Source organism: Gordonia oleivorans (genome assembly GCF_040044975.1).
GTDB classification, from domain to species: domain Bacteria; phylum Actinomycetota; class Actinomycetes; order Mycobacteriales; family Mycobacteriaceae; genus Gordonia; species Gordonia oleivorans.
Genome location: NZ_JBDZDI010000012.1, coordinates 36,316 through 49,082 on the forward strand (window position 1 = coordinate 36,316; position 12,767 = coordinate 49,082).

Genomic DNA, 12,767 nt, shown 5'->3' on the forward strand with positions numbered 1-12,767 from the left:
ACCCGGATCAGGCCTGGGGCCGCAGCGCCGGTAGTTCCCCGCGGTGCGCCTCGAGGACGGCCCGCGCCGTGGGCGGGATGGGGGTGGGTGCGCCGCTCTCCCGATCCATGGCCACCATCGTGGTCCGGGCCAGCGCGACCAGGGTGCCGTCGGCGGCGGCCATCGTCGCGCCGATCGTGTACGACGACGTGCCCAGGCGCGTGATGGCCAGGCGCACGCGCACCGGATCGACGCTGTAGAGCAGCGGCGCGCGGAACTCGATGTCCTGGCGTACCACCAGCAGCGGCACCCGGTCGACGCCGGCCGGAAACCACCGGGAGAACGCCCGTACGCGGGCCTCTTCGAGCAGCCGCGCAAACTGCACATTATTCACGTGAGAGTTGATATCCATGTCGCCCCAACGCAATTGGAGCTCGATCTCCACCGGACCGACATCGGACTGGTCGGCCACGGGAGCACGGCTGCCGCCGGAGACGGCGGCGGTGGAGGACTGTTCTGGAGCCACGAGTGGCAAGCCTATCGGTTCGGACCGACATCACCGCGGCCCGGACCGGACGCCGATCTCATGGCCCGACACGCGGGCCGACAATCGGCGACGGACACCCCGATCAGTCCGTACACTCGACATCCATCAGAGCACCCGCCGCTCCGCATCGCGGCCGGGGTTCTGACAGGTGAGTGCAGTGGGGTCGAGGCATTGGGGGCCGGGTGATCGTCGAGACATCGCGGATGCTGTTGCGTCCGGTCGATCGTCGCGACGTCGATCACCTCGTCCGACTCGACAGCGATCCCGAGGTGATGCGTTTCGTGACCGGCGGAACGGCCACGCCCCGATCGACCATCGAGGGCTTCGTGGTTCCGCGCGCCGAGGCCGAGTTGCAGACCGGGCGTGGCGGAATCTGGACGGCGACCGATCGACGGTACGGGGAGTTCCTCGGCTGGGTGTCGCTGCGCGCCCCGCGGCATTCGGTGCAGCCCGAACTCGAACTCAGCTACCGTCTGCGACGCGAGTACTGGGGTCGCGGCCTGGCCACCGAGGCCGCCCGCGTCGTCACCGATGTCGCCTTCGCCGAGTTCGACGCGCAACGCCTGTTCGCGAGCACCACCGCGACACACGCCTCGTCGCGGCGGGTGATGGAGAAACTCGGCATGCGGATGTGCGCGCGCGACGCCTGCACCGATCCCGCGGGTGCCGGCGAACCGGAGGTCGAATACGAAATGCTGCGGCGGCACTGGGAGATCAGCGGCGCGCGGTACGGCGCCGCGACCGACCTCACCGCGTGAGCGGACACGCCCTCGCCGCCTTCGCCGCCTCACCGAGACCGATCGTCGCGCGGGGACTACCGTAGAGATGCGTTGCACACGCACGCCCACAATCGAGAAGGAGACGTTCTCGGATGAGCAGCCCCACCCCTTCGGCGCGTCCACAAGTCGTCATCATCGGCTCCGGTTTCGGCGGTCTCTTCGCCGCTCAGCGGCTGGCCAAGGTCGATGTCGACGTCACGCTCATCGCCAAGACGACGCACCACCTCTTCCAGCCGATGCTGTACCAGGTCGCGACCGGCATCGTCGCCGAGGGCGAGATCGCACCGGCCACCCGTGTGGTGCTGCGCAAGCAGAAGAACACCAAGGTGCTCATGGGTGATGTCTTCGAGATCAATCTCGAGGCGCAGACCGTGACGTCACGTCTGCTCGAGCGCGTCACGGTGACCCCGTACGACAAGCTCATCATCGCCGCCGGCGCCGACCAGTCGTATTTCGGCAACGATCACTTCGCCGAGTACGCGCCCGGCATGAAGACCATCGACCACGCCCTCGAACTGCGCGGCCGCATCCTCGGGGCCTTCGAGCAGGCCGAACTGTCCGACGATCCGGCCGAGCGGGCCAAGCTGCTGACCTTCGTGGTGGTCGGCGCGGGCCCCACCGGTGTCGAACTCGCCGGGCAGATCGCGGAGATGAGCGACAAGACCCTCAAGGGGGCCTTCCGCAACATCGATCCGACCGAGGCCCGCGTCATCCTGCTCGACGCCGCGCCCGCGGTGCTCCCGCCGTTCGGTCCGAAACTCGGCGGCAAGGCGGCGGCCCGGCTGGAGAAGATGGGCGTCGAGATCCAGTTGAACGCGATGGTCGTCGACCTCGATTACGACGGTCTGACCGTCAAGGAGAAGGACGGCACCACCCGCCGCATCGAATCCCAGTGCAAGGTGTGGTCGGCGGGTGTGCAGGCCAGCCCGCTGGGCAAGCAACTGGCCGAGCAGTCCGGTGTGGAACTCGACCGCGCCGGCCGGGTCAAGGTGGGCCCCGACCTGTCCATCCCCGGCAACCCCGATGTGTTCGTCGTCGGCGACATGATGGCCGTCGACGGCGTGCCCGGTGTCGCCCAGGGCGCCATCCAGGGCGGGCGGTATGCCGCCGACGCGATCAAGGCGGAGCTCAAGGGACAGACGCCGGATCAGCGCAAGCCGTTCAGCTATTTCGACAAGGGATCGATGGCGACGATCTCCCGTTTCAGCGCGGTCATGCAGGTGCCGATCCCGGGCACCAAGAAGAAGTTCGAGACCGAGGGCTACTTCGCGTGGCTCGGCTGGCTGGCGCTGCACCTGGTGTACCTGGTCGGTTTCCGCAACCGGCTGAACACGATCGTCAACTGGTTCTTCGCGTTCTCCACGCGTGGTCGTACCCAGCTCGCCGTCACCGAGCAGCAGGTCTACGCGCGGACCGCGATCGGGCAGCTGTCGGAACTGGAGAAGAAATCGATCCCCGAGGTGGAGGCCGAATCGGTGGGCGCCGAGGACCCCGCCCCGGACGGCGACAAGACCGCCGAGGCCAGCTGACCCCGGTCGGCCTCAGCTGATCGCGAGCGCTGCGACATCGAGGATGTCGCAGCGCTCGCGCGCTTGTGCGAGGGTGCTTGCCAGGGCCGTGGTGAGGGTCCCGGCGTCATCGGCCAACGCCAGTCGCGCCGCGAAGTGCGCGGCATCGACCGCATCCGGAGAAGTGTCCGGTCGCCGGAACACGCTGGTCAGTGCGTGGCATCCGGCTGCGGCGGCGGTGGAGCCGGCGCCCAGCGCCACCCCGTGTCGAAGGATCGGCCTGCCGTCGACGTCGACGTTCAGCGTGCCGCGCCACCTGCCGCGCTCGTCGTCGGGATGCCGATGGGCGGAGCGACCGATCTGGATGTGCTCGTGCACATCGACGATCGCGTCGCCGGCGGCGATGACGTCGATACGCGAACGATGATCGGCGCCACCGGCGATCACCGTCGGTTGCGGGTCGAGGCGCAACCGCGCTCCCGCGCCCACCTCGATGTGCCAGTGCGACGTCGAATCGGCCCGATCGGCGGCCGGCAACGCGATGGTCGCGGCCACCGAACCCAGATCCAGCGAGGCACCGTCGGCCACCCGCACGACGATCTCGATGTGATCACCACCCAGCGGTGTCGCGGCCGCCCCCACCAGGTGGGCGGCATGGCGGCCGGTTTGCCGCACCGCGAGTGCACCGGAACACCGTGTCCGCAACGACCGCGCCGGGTCGGCGATGATCTCGACGTCGGTGCGCACTATCCGGTGACCGGCACGGCGAGTTGGGCACGCACCCAGGCCAACACGTCGGTGGCCGCGGGGTCGTCGGTGAGCGAGATCATCGCGGTGGGGCGGCCGTCACGGACCTTGTCGGCGTCGCGTCGCATCACCCCGAGGTCGGCGCCCACCCGCGAGGCGAGGTCGGTCTTGTTGATCACCAACAGGTCCGAGTAAGTCACGCCGGGCCCACCTTTGCGGGGGACCTTGTCGCCGCCGGCGACGTCGATGACGAAGATCTGCACGTCGATCAGGCCGGTGGAGAAGGTGGCGGTGAGGTTGTCGCCGCCGGACTCGACGAGAATCAGATCCAGCGGTGGGTTGGCGGCCACCAGATCGTCGATGGCGTCGAGGTTGGCGGTGATGTCGTCACGGATCGCGGTGTGCGGGCAGCCCCCGGTCTGCACGGCGGTGATGCGTTCGTCGGGCAGCACGGCGTTGCGCCGCAGGAAGTCGGCGTCCTCGGTGGTGTAGATGTCGTTGGTGAGGACGGCCAGTGACAGTTCGTCGCGCAGTTGCCGGCACAACGCGGCCACCAGGGCGGTCTTCCCAGAGCCGACCGGGCCGCCGATCCCGATGCGCAGCGCCTCGCCGGGTTCGCGGTGGCGCCGCGGCCGGTCGTGGGTGTGGTCGTGCGGTTCACCGTCGATCAGATGCGGGGGCATGGGAGGTTCCTCTCCGGATAGGATTGTGGGACAACGTTTCTCAGGACGAAAATGTCAGAACGGGGGTCAGGACATGAACAGCGGCATGCCGCGACGCTCATGGCGTTCGGCGAAGACGTCGAGGATCGGATCCGACAGGTCGGCCAGTCCGATCGCGGCCTGCGCGGCGATGTTCTCGCAGTCGGCACCGAGGTCGGCGATCATCAGTGCGACATCGGCGGGGTCGAGGGCCAGCAACCGTTGCCCGGCGGTCGCCGCGCCACTGACGGTGGTGTAGACGAGTACCAGCGCGGTGTGGAAACCGGAGAGACCCGATGCGGCTCCCACCGATCCACTGATGACCGGTAGATGTGTCGTCGGGGTGTGCTCGCCCCAGTCGAGGTTCGGCCACATCCGCCGGGCCAACCGCGCCATCCCCCGGCCCTGTGCGAGCGACGCCTTGCGGGCGGCCGCCGACGGCGTGCGGGCGTCGGTCTCACCTTGTGCGGCAGGCACATCCAGCGCACCGTCGGCGACGGCGGCCGCGATCGACGCCGACACCAGACCGGTGGTGACCAGCCGACGATGCAGGAATGCGGCGAGATCGTCGACGCCCCGGATGAAGCCGTCGGCAATGGCCTGTTCCACCCCACCCGAGTGCACATGCCCGCCCACCGGCAGCCGGGAATCGGCCAGTGTGAGCATCATCGCCAGCGGCGACGCGCCACGCGCGCGGGGATCGGTCTGCGTCATCGGTGACCCTCAGAACAGGAAATATCGTTGGGCCATCGGCAGTTCGGCGACCGGTTGCGCCTCCCACACCTCACCGTCGACGCGGACGGTGAAGGTGTCGGGGTCGACCTCGATGGTCGGCATCGCCGAGTTACCGGGCATGTCGGCCTTGCCGATCGACCGGGTGTTCTTCACCGGTGCCAGGCGACGGCGGATACCGATACGGTCGGCGAGATCGTCGTCCACGCCGGGGGCGACGAAGCTGATCGACGTGTCGGCGGCCACCGGAGGCGCCGCTCCGAACATGGGGCGCGGCAACACCGGCTGCGGTGTCGGGATGGAGGCGTTGGCGTCACCCATCTGCGCCCAGGCGATGGCGCCGCCCTTGATCACCAGATCGGGTTTGATGCCGAAGAAGGCCGGGTCCCACAGCACCAGATCGGCGAGCTTGCCGATCTCGACCGAGCCGATCTCGTCGTCGAATCCGTGTGCCACCGCCGGACAGATCGTGTACTTGGCGACGTAGCGCTGCGCGCGGTGGTTGTCCGCGCGGCCATCGCCCTCCAGGGAGCCGCGTTTGCGTTTCATCACGTGGGCGGTCTGCCAGGTGCGCAGCACCACCTCGCCGATGCGGCCCATCGCCTGGGCATCGGAGCCGATCATCGAGATCGCCCCGAGGTCGTGCAGCAGGTCCTCGGCGGCGATCGTCGACGGCCGAATCCGACTCTCGGCGAACGCAAGGTCTTCGGGCACGGTCGGATTCAGGTGATGACACACCATCAGCATGTCGAGGTGCTCGTCGAGGGTGTTGACGGTGTGCGGGCGGGTCGGGTTGGTGGAGCTCGGCAGCACGTTCGGGGCCGCCGCCACGGTGATGATGTCGGGCGCGTGACCGCCACCGGCACCTTCGGTGTGATACGCGTGAATGCTGCGGCCGGCGATGGCACCCAGGGTGGATTCGACGAATCCCGCCTCGTTGAGGGTGTCGGAGTGCAGCGCCACCTGGACGCCGGTCTCGTCGGCCACCCGCAGACAGGCGTCGATCGCCGCCGGGGTACTCCCCCAGTCCTCGTGCAGCTTGAATCCCGAAGCGCCGGCCCGGATCTGCTCACGCATCGCCTCGGCGCTGACGGTGTTGCCCTTGCCGAGCAGGGCGATATTGAGCGGCCAGTGATCGGTGGCCGCGAGGATCGAGGCGAGGTGCCAGGCGCCGGGGGTGACCGTGGTGGCCTTGGAACCCTCCGCCGGCCCGGTACCGCCACCGATCAGGGTGGTGATGCCGTTGCCGAGGGCCTCGTCCATGATCTGCGGGCAGATGAAGTGGACGTGGCAGTCGATGCCGCCGGCGGTGATGATCTTGCCGTTGCCCGCGATGATCTCGGTCGATGCCCCGATGACCAGATCGGGATGCACCCCGTCCATCGTGTCGGGGTTACCGGCCTTACCCATCGCGACGATGCGGCCATCGCGAATTCCCAGGTCCGCCTTGATGATTCCCCAATGGTCGAGGATCACCACACCGGTGATGACGGTGTCGGGGGCGCCCTGCGCGCGGGTGGCGCGGCTCTGTCCCATCGATTCCCGGATGACCTTGCCGCCACCGAAGACGGCTTCGTCGCCGGCGAGCCCGGGGCCGCCACTGCGGTCCTCGGTGACCTCGATCAGCAGATCGGTGTCGGCCAGCCGGATCAGGTCCCCGGTGGTCGGGCCGAACAATTGCGCGTACCGGTCGCGTCCCAGAATCGCCATGTCAGTCGACCTTTCCGGGTGCGTCGAGGGAGATCCCGTACACCTCACGGGATCCGCCGAGTGGTACCAGCGTCACCGTCATCTCGATGCCCGGCTCGAATCGGACCGCGGTGCCGGCCGGGATGTCGAGGCGCCGACCGCGCGCCCGCTCGCGATCGAAGGCCAGCGCGGCATTGGCCTGCGGGAAATGCACGTGGCTGCCGACCTGGACCGGACGGTCACCCTCGTTGATGACCGACAGCACCACCGCGTCGGCCCCCTCGTTGAGTTCGATGGTTCCCTCGGCGGCGATCACCTCGCCGGGTATGACCGCAGATCTGTTCTCCGACATCGCTTTCCTGTCCTGGGCTTTCTGTCCTGGGGAGGGATGGTTCGGCAAAGAGTGAGGAGCCGCGGCTCAGCCGATCGGATGGTGCACGGTGACGAGTTTGGTGCCGTCCGGGAAGGTCGCCTCGACCTGGACGTCGTGCAGCATCTCCGGGATGCCGTCCATGACGTCGTCGCGGCCGAGGACCTCGCGTCCACTCGACATCAGCTCGGCCACCGACCGACCGTCGCGGGCACCCTCGAGAACGTGATCGGTGATGATCGCCACCGCTTCGGGATGATTGAGTTTGAGCCCGCGACCCTGCCGGCGGCGGGCGAGTTCGGCGGCGTAGGAGATGAGCAGACGTTCCTGCTCATGTGGCGACAGTCGCACCGGTCCCTCTCTATCGTCTCGTCCTCTGGCGTCTCCCCGCGGTGACCCGACATCATCGGGGATCGCCGGTCTCGCCATCCTGCCACGGCCGAAGGCCGACGGCGCGGCAAGTGAACGCCGCTCAGTCGGACCGGAGTGCTCCCCCACCGGCGGCCAGGTCGTCGAGCCGGTCGATCGTGCACAGCGGGGCGATCGTCGCGACCTCGTCGGCCGCGAACGCGCGCGCGGCCAGTCCCCGTCGGATGACCAGGGCCAACGACATCGCGGTGGCGGGTTCGTCGACGACATCACCCGATCGCCGCTCGAAGTACGCCTGCAGCCGGGTCGCCGCCGCGGGCATCGCCGAGCGGAAGAACCCGGTCACGGCCAGCCACCGCGTCACCAGATGTCCCGGATGCATGTCCCAGCCCTGATAGAAGCCCCGCTCCAGGGATCGGGTGACGAGGCGGTGGTGGCGACGCAACGCGGCGTCGATCTGCTCGGGTGTGCCGGTGGGCATCACCTGCGTCGAGCCGTCGCTGACCCACACCCCGGTCTGCGCGGCGGCCACCTGCATGACCGCCTTCGCGTGATCGGCCACCGGATGTTCCAGCGACTGCTGGGCCGAGACGATTCCACATGCCGCGCTGTAATCGTAAGTGCCGTAATGTAATCCGACGACGCGCGGCGTTCCTCGATGGATCGCCTCGGCGACGGTGGCACGTCCGTCCGGACCGAGGATCGCCTGCGGGATCTCGACCTGCAACTCCACCTTCAGCGCCCCCTCGGTCAGTCCGTGGGCGTGTTCGAAGCCGGCGCACATCACCGACACCGCGTCGACCTGCCGGACGTCGCGCAGCTTCGGGATGGTGATGACGAAACCCGGGGGCACACCGCCCGCGCCGTCGAGCACCCGTTCCAGGCTCCGGATTCCGCGTCCGCGTTCGGCGGCGCCGAGCCCCTTGGCGCGCACGCCCGCGATACGCGGCGCGTACGGCCGGCGTTTCACCCAGTCGGCCAGGATCGTCCCGGCCCGGGTGGCGTCGGCGTCCTCGGCGGCGTCGCTGCGCCACCCGTATCCGTCCTCGAGATCGATGCGCAGATCCTCGATCGGGTTCTCGATCAGACGCGCATGGGCGATGGCGCGGACATCGTCGGTGGCCAGGTCGGCCACGACGGGCGAGGACTCGAGACGCCCGGCGGCGGCGGCCCATCGCTCGGGGGTGTCGACGTCGACGTCGGCGGCGCTGACATAGACGGTGTGGGCGGGCTGGATCTCGTCACGGTCACCGGGGAACAGGCGCGCCAGGTCGGCATCGACCGGCGTCAGGATCTCCTCGATGGCGGCGCGGGCCGAGGCGTCGAGGCCGTTCGATGTGTCGCTCACCCGGCGACCGCACCGTCGGGGATCTCGATGTTCTGCAGCCGGACCTGGCTGCGGGCCAGCAGTCGATCGGCGTCGTCGAACATCTCGACCGCCCACAGTTGCTGGCGTCGGCCGCGATGGATGGGTGCCGACCGCGCGGTCACGGTGCCCTCGCTGATCGACCGCAGGAAATCGGTGTTGTTGTTGACGCCGACCGCGGTGCCGCCGATGCCCGACTCCTGCAGCCACACGTAGGCGCTCATGCTCGCGACACTTTCGGCGACCGCACAGTAGACACCGCCGTGCACGATGCCGAAGGGCTGATGATGTCGCGGATCGAGCGAGAGGGTGGCCACCAGGCCGTCGGGTCCGACGCTCTCGATCACGGTTCCCAGCACCCCGTCGAGGCCGCGGGATCCGGCCGCCTTCACGTAATCCTCGTTGTTCACGGTCATCGGACAAGAGTGTCATGAGCCGGGTGGGGGCGCGTCGCACGCGCCACCAAGAGGGCCCCGGGGAACCGATAGGCCCCACATCTCGTTCGAGATGTGGGGCCTACCGTTGCGTGGACCGGGGGTCTCTGCAGCCCTCAGGACTCTCGCGCGGTCCAACGTGTACTTAATGTAGGCTAGCCTTACCAACGGTGTCAAGCGGTTGGGGAATATCCGTGGGAAGCACCACGTCAACAACCACTGGAGACCACACCGTCGGCGCACCGGGCACGCCGATGACCTGGGCAGAGAAGCCGGATGCGGCATCGAGGAGAATCGGCAGTAAAATGCGAAAGATGAATGGCTTGGGAGACCTGGAGCGGGCGGTCATGGACACGCTGTGGGCCACTCCCACCCCTCAGACCGTGCGCCAGGTTCATGCCACCCTGTCGGAGAGCCGGTCGTTGGCCTACACGACGGTGATGACCGTCCTGCAGCGCCTCGCCAAGAAGAATCTGGTCACCCAGATCCGTGAGGACCGCGCCCACAAGTACGTCCCCACCCATCCCCGCGAGGACCTCGTGGCGTCGCTGATGGTGGACGCCCTCAGCGAGGCCGACGCCCCCGGATCACGCCACGCCGCGCTGGTGTCGTTCGTGGGTCGCGTCGGGGCCGACGAAGCCGCCGCCCTGCGATCGGCGCTCGATGAACTCGAAGCCGCACGCAACCCGGAGATCACACGCTAGATTTCTTTCGGGGCGCTCAGCACCCCACCGCACCGCCCGCACAGCCCAACCGCGAGGACAGCCATCGATGACCGCCCTGCTCTTCGGCAGCATGACATTGCTGTTGGTCGGTCCTGTGCCGGAATGGCTGTCGCGGTCGGCGTGGCCGATCCGGGCGCCCCGTGCCGCGATGACGTTGTGGCAGGCCATCGCCCTGGCCGCGGTGCTGTCGGCGTTCAGTTGTGGTCTGGCGATCGCGGCGAATCTCCTGGCCCCCGGGCCGGACGGCACCCCCACCACGCACCCGGTTCATGAGATCGAACGACTCGGCCTCCCCCTGTGGTTGCTCTACGTCGGTGTCTTTGCGCTGACGCTGCTCATCGGCGCCCGGTTGTTCTTCACGACCATCCGGGTCGGGCTGCGCACACGCGCCCGCCGGTCCACCCACCGGCAGCTGATCGACATCCTCGACCGCTGCGATCGCTCCGATCACACGCATCCGCTCTTCGCGCGTGACATCCGGATGCTCGATGTCCAGGAGCCGCTCGCCTACTGTCTGCCGGGCCTGCGTCAGCGCGTCGTCCTCAGCGAGGGCGTCGTCGCCCGCCTGAGCCGCGACGAACTTGTCGCCGTCATCGCGCATGAACGTGCGCACTTGCGCGCCCGCCACGACCTCGTCCTCGAGGCCTTCATCGCACTGCACGAGGCGTTCCCCCGGTTCGTCCGCAGCAGTTCCGCCCTCGACGCCGTCAAACTCCTCGTCGAGGCGCTCGCCGACGATCAGGCGGTCCGCGCCACCACTCCCACGACCCTCGGCCGCGCGTTGGTGGCCTGCGCCGACGCGGTCGCTCCCCGCGGTGCGATGGCCGTCGGCGGACCGACCACGCTGGCCCGGGTGCACCGGCTGCGGCATGGGCGGCCCACCCCGCTCATCGTCATCGCCGCCTATGCCGGCGCCGCGGCGATTCTGGTGATCCCGACGCTCGCCGTCGCGATCCCGTGGCTCACCGAGATCAGCCGGCTGCTCACCGCGCACCGCTGATCCATACAGCGGTGATCTCCGATAGCGGCACGGTCACCGCCGCGTTCGCCAACTGACCACTTCCGAGGCGTCCTTCCGCCGGTCGAGGCGCGAGGAGCCCCCTGGGGCGACGAGCCTCGAGACCTGGTGAGGCGCAGCTGGTGCATGCGTTGGGTTTTCGGCTTGCGAGGTCTCGATACGCGACGAGCTCGCTTCGCTCGCGCGACGCACTCGACCGGCGGGGGGCGACGCATTCGACCGGCGGGGGGCGGCGCATCCGACCGGCGCGGGGCCCGACGCCCGATTCCCGGATCGGACCCGCGACCATGCGCGCGCACCACCGTCCGGACCGACACCATAGGGTGGAGACATGACAAACACCGCCTCGACCTCCCCCACCGCCAAGGCCCAGATCGGTGTCACCGGCCTGGCCGTGATGGGCTCCAACATCGCCCGCAACTTCGCGCACAAGGGCTACACGGTTGCCCTGCACAACCGCAGCATCGCCAAGACCGACGCACTGTTGGCCGAGCACGGCAGCGAGGGGTCGTTCATCCGGTCGGAGACGATCGCCGAATTCGTCGATGCGCTCGAGAAGCCGCGCCGGGTACTCATCATGGTCAAGGCCGGTGACCCCACCGACGCCGTCATCAACGAACTCGCCGACGCCATGGAACCCGGCGACATCATCATCGACGGCGGCAACTCGCTCTACACCGACACCATCCGCCGCGAGAAGGCGATGGCCGACCGTGGGCTGCACTTCGTCGGGGCCGGCATCTCCGGCGGTGAGGAGGGCGCACTCAACGGCCCGTCGATCATGCCGGGCGGCCCGGCCGAATCCTACAAATCCCTCGGGCCGCTCCTCGAGTCGATCTCCGCGCACGTCGACGGCGAGCCCTGCTGCACGCACATCGGGCCCGACGGCAGCGGCCACTTCGTCAAGATGGTCCACAACGGTATCGAGTACGCCGACATGCAGTTGATCGGTGAGGCCTACGACCTCATGCGGCGCGTGCTCGATCTGCCGGTGGCCGACATCGCCGACGTGTTCGCCCAGTGGAACACCGGCGATCTCGAGAGCTACCTGATCGAGATCACCGCGCAGGTGCTCGCACAGACCGACGCCGACACCGGCAAGCCCCTCGTCGACGTCATCGTCGACGAGGCCGGCCAGAAGGGCACCGGGCGCTGGACCGTGAAGTCCGCCCTGGACCTCGGCATTCCGACGACGGGTATCGCCGAGGCGGTCTTCGCCCGCGCACTGTCGAGCTCGTCGGGTCAGCGCAAACAGGCCCAGGGCCTCGCCGGTGGCACCGCGGGCACCGCACCCGCCGACAAGGACGCGTTCGTCGACGACATCCGGGCCGCCCTGTACGCCTCCAAGGTGGTCGCGTACGCGCAGGGATTCGACCAGATCTCCGCGGGCAGCAAGGAATACGACTGGAACGTCGATCGCGGATCACTGGCCACGATCTGGCGTGGTGGCTGCATCATCCGCGCGAAGTTCCTCAACCGGATTCGCGACGCCTACGCCGACAACCCCGACCTGCCCAGCCTGCTCCTCGACCCGTACTTCCGCGACGCCGTCGAATCCGGGGTCGATGCGTGGCGTCGTGTGGTGTCCACCGCCGCCCTGATGGGAGTCCCGGTGCCGGCCTTCGCGTCCTCGCTGTCCTACTACGACGGCTTGCGCAGCGAACGCCTCCCCGCCGCCCTCACCCAGGGACTGCGCGACTACCTCGGTGCGCACACCTACCAGCGGATCGACAAGCCGGGCACCTTCCACACCCTGTGGGGCGGCGACCGCACCGAGGTCGAGCAGTAGGTCTGCCCGAAAGC

14 protein-coding genes are annotated in these 12,767 nt (G+C 68.7%); 5 read left to right on the top strand and 9 right to left on the bottom strand.

Features of this window, described 5'->3' with window-relative positions; translation table 11 throughout:
* Window positions 1-7: 7 nt before the first annotated feature.
* Window positions 8-505 carry an acyl-CoA thioesterase gene (locus ABLE92_RS16735; protein WP_348805871.1) on the bottom strand — a complete coding sequence of 166 codons (498 nt, stop codon included), beginning with the start codon at window positions 503-505 and terminating at the stop codon, window positions 8-10.
* Window positions 506-708: 203 nt separating this feature from the next.
* Here ABLE92_RS16735 and ABLE92_RS16740 point away from each other — a divergent pair, with 203 nt between their 5' ends.
* Together ABLE92_RS16740 and ABLE92_RS16745 are read left to right on the top strand one after the other, a co-directional pair.
* On the top strand, window positions 709-1,284 hold the full coding sequence (locus ABLE92_RS16740; RefSeq protein WP_348805872.1) for a GNAT family N-acetyltransferase: 576 nt from the start codon (window positions 709-711) through the stop codon (window positions 1,282-1,284).
* A gap of 113 nt (window positions 1,285-1,397) precedes the next feature.
* Window positions 1,398-2,834: an NAD(P)/FAD-dependent oxidoreductase gene (locus ABLE92_RS16745; RefSeq protein WP_348805873.1), complete on the top strand. Its 1,437-nt coding sequence runs from the start codon at window positions 1,398-1,400 to the stop codon at window positions 2,832-2,834.
* Between the two features lie 12 nt (window positions 2,835-2,846).
* On the opposite strand, the gene ABLE92_RS16750 is transcribed toward ABLE92_RS16745, so the two are convergent.
* From ABLE92_RS16750 to ABLE92_RS16785, 8 genes are all read right to left on the bottom strand, one after another.
* Window positions 2,847-3,560, bottom strand: coding sequence for an urease accessory protein UreD (locus tag ABLE92_RS16750; protein ID WP_348805874.1), 714 nt, complete (start codon window positions 3,558-3,560; stop codon window positions 2,847-2,849).
* On the bottom strand, window positions 3,560-4,243 hold the full coding sequence (ureG, locus tag ABLE92_RS16755; protein WP_348805875.1) for an urease accessory protein UreG: 684 nt from the start codon (window positions 4,241-4,243) through the stop codon (window positions 3,560-3,562). The genes ABLE92_RS16750 and ureG overlap by 1 nt, the downstream gene beginning before the upstream one ends.
* A 66-nt stretch (window positions 4,244-4,309) precedes the next feature.
* Entirely contained in the window at window positions 4,310-4,975 is a 666-nt protein-coding gene (locus ABLE92_RS16760) for an urease accessory protein UreF (RefSeq protein WP_348805876.1), read from the bottom strand.
* 9 nt (window positions 4,976-4,984) lie between these two features.
* Window positions 4,985-6,703 carry an urease subunit alpha gene (locus ABLE92_RS16765; protein ID WP_348805877.1) on the bottom strand — a complete coding sequence of 573 codons (1,719 nt, stop codon included), beginning with the start codon at window positions 6,701-6,703 and terminating at the stop codon, window positions 4,985-4,987.
* A 1-nt stretch (window position 6,704) separates the two neighbouring features.
* Window positions 6,705-7,034, bottom strand: coding sequence for an urease subunit beta (locus ABLE92_RS16770; protein WP_348805878.1), 330 nt, complete (start codon window positions 7,032-7,034; stop codon window positions 6,705-6,707).
* Window positions 7,035-7,100: 66 nt separating this feature from the next.
* On the bottom strand, window positions 7,101-7,403 hold the full coding sequence (locus ABLE92_RS16775) for an urease subunit gamma (protein ID WP_348805879.1): 303 nt from the start codon (window positions 7,401-7,403) through the stop codon (window positions 7,101-7,103).
* Between the two features lie 121 nt (window positions 7,404-7,524).
* Window positions 7,525-8,769 (bottom strand): DUF6986 family protein, encoded by a 1,245-nt coding sequence (locus ABLE92_RS16780; RefSeq protein ID WP_348805880.1) that lies wholly within the window; start codon window positions 8,767-8,769, stop codon window positions 7,525-7,527.
* A complete protein-coding gene (locus tag ABLE92_RS16785; protein ID WP_348805881.1) occupies window positions 8,766-9,203 on the bottom strand; it encodes a PaaI family thioesterase in 438 nt (145 codons plus the stop codon). Before ABLE92_RS16785 ends, ABLE92_RS16780 begins: the two co-directional genes overlap by 4 nt.
* Window positions 9,204-9,526: 323 nt before the next feature.
* Between ABLE92_RS16785 and ABLE92_RS16790 the strand changes: the two genes are divergently transcribed.
* From ABLE92_RS16790 to gnd, 3 genes are all read left to right on the top strand, one after another.
* Window positions 9,527-9,925, top strand: coding sequence for a BlaI/MecI/CopY family transcriptional regulator (locus ABLE92_RS16790; RefSeq protein WP_348805882.1), 399 nt, complete (start codon window positions 9,527-9,529; stop codon window positions 9,923-9,925).
* Window positions 9,926-9,992: 67 nt separating this feature from the next.
* Window positions 9,993-10,946: a M56 family metallopeptidase gene (locus ABLE92_RS16795; protein WP_348805883.1), complete on the top strand. Its 954-nt coding sequence runs from the start codon at window positions 9,993-9,995 to the stop codon at window positions 10,944-10,946.
* A gap of 349 nt (window positions 10,947-11,295) precedes the next feature.
* The gene (gnd, locus tag ABLE92_RS16800; RefSeq protein ID WP_348805884.1) at window positions 11,296-12,753 is read left to right on the top strand and encodes an NADP-dependent phosphogluconate dehydrogenase; all 1,458 of its coding nucleotides are present in this window, start codon (window positions 11,296-11,298) and stop codon (window positions 12,751-12,753) included.
* Window positions 12,754-12,767: the final 14 nt, after the last annotated feature.

Excerpts from the sequence above, each read along its gene's own strand:
- ABLE92_RS16745 (WP_348805873.1), top strand. The coding sequence starts at position 1,398 with ATGAGCAGCCCCACCCCTTCGGCGCGTCCACAAGTCGTCATCATCGGC.
- ureG (WP_348805875.1), bottom strand. The coding sequence starts at position 4,243 with ATGCCCCCGCATCTGATCGACGGTGAACCGCACGACCACACCCACGAC.
- ABLE92_RS16760 (WP_348805876.1), bottom strand. The coding sequence starts at position 4,975 with ATGACGCAGACCGATCCCCGCGCGCGTGGCGCGTCGCCGCTGGCGATG.
- ABLE92_RS16765 (WP_348805877.1), bottom strand. The coding sequence starts at position 6,703 with ATGGCGATTCTGGGACGCGACCGGTACGCGCAATTGTTCGGCCCGACC.
- ABLE92_RS16770 (WP_348805878.1), bottom strand. The coding sequence starts at position 7,034 with ATGTCGGAGAACAGATCTGCGGTCATACCCGGCGAGGTGATCGCCGCC.
- ABLE92_RS16785 (WP_348805881.1), bottom strand. The coding sequence starts at position 9,203 with ATGACCGTGAACAACGAGGATTACGTGAAGGCGGCCGGATCCCGCGGC.
- ABLE92_RS16790 (WP_348805882.1), top strand. The coding sequence starts at position 9,527 with ATGCGAAAGATGAATGGCTTGGGAGACCTGGAGCGGGCGGTCATGGAC.
- ABLE92_RS16795 (WP_348805883.1), top strand. The coding sequence starts at position 9,993 with ATGACCGCCCTGCTCTTCGGCAGCATGACATTGCTGTTGGTCGGTCCT.
- gnd (WP_348805884.1), top strand. The coding sequence starts at position 11,296 with ATGACAAACACCGCCTCGACCTCCCCCACCGCCAAGGCCCAGATCGGT.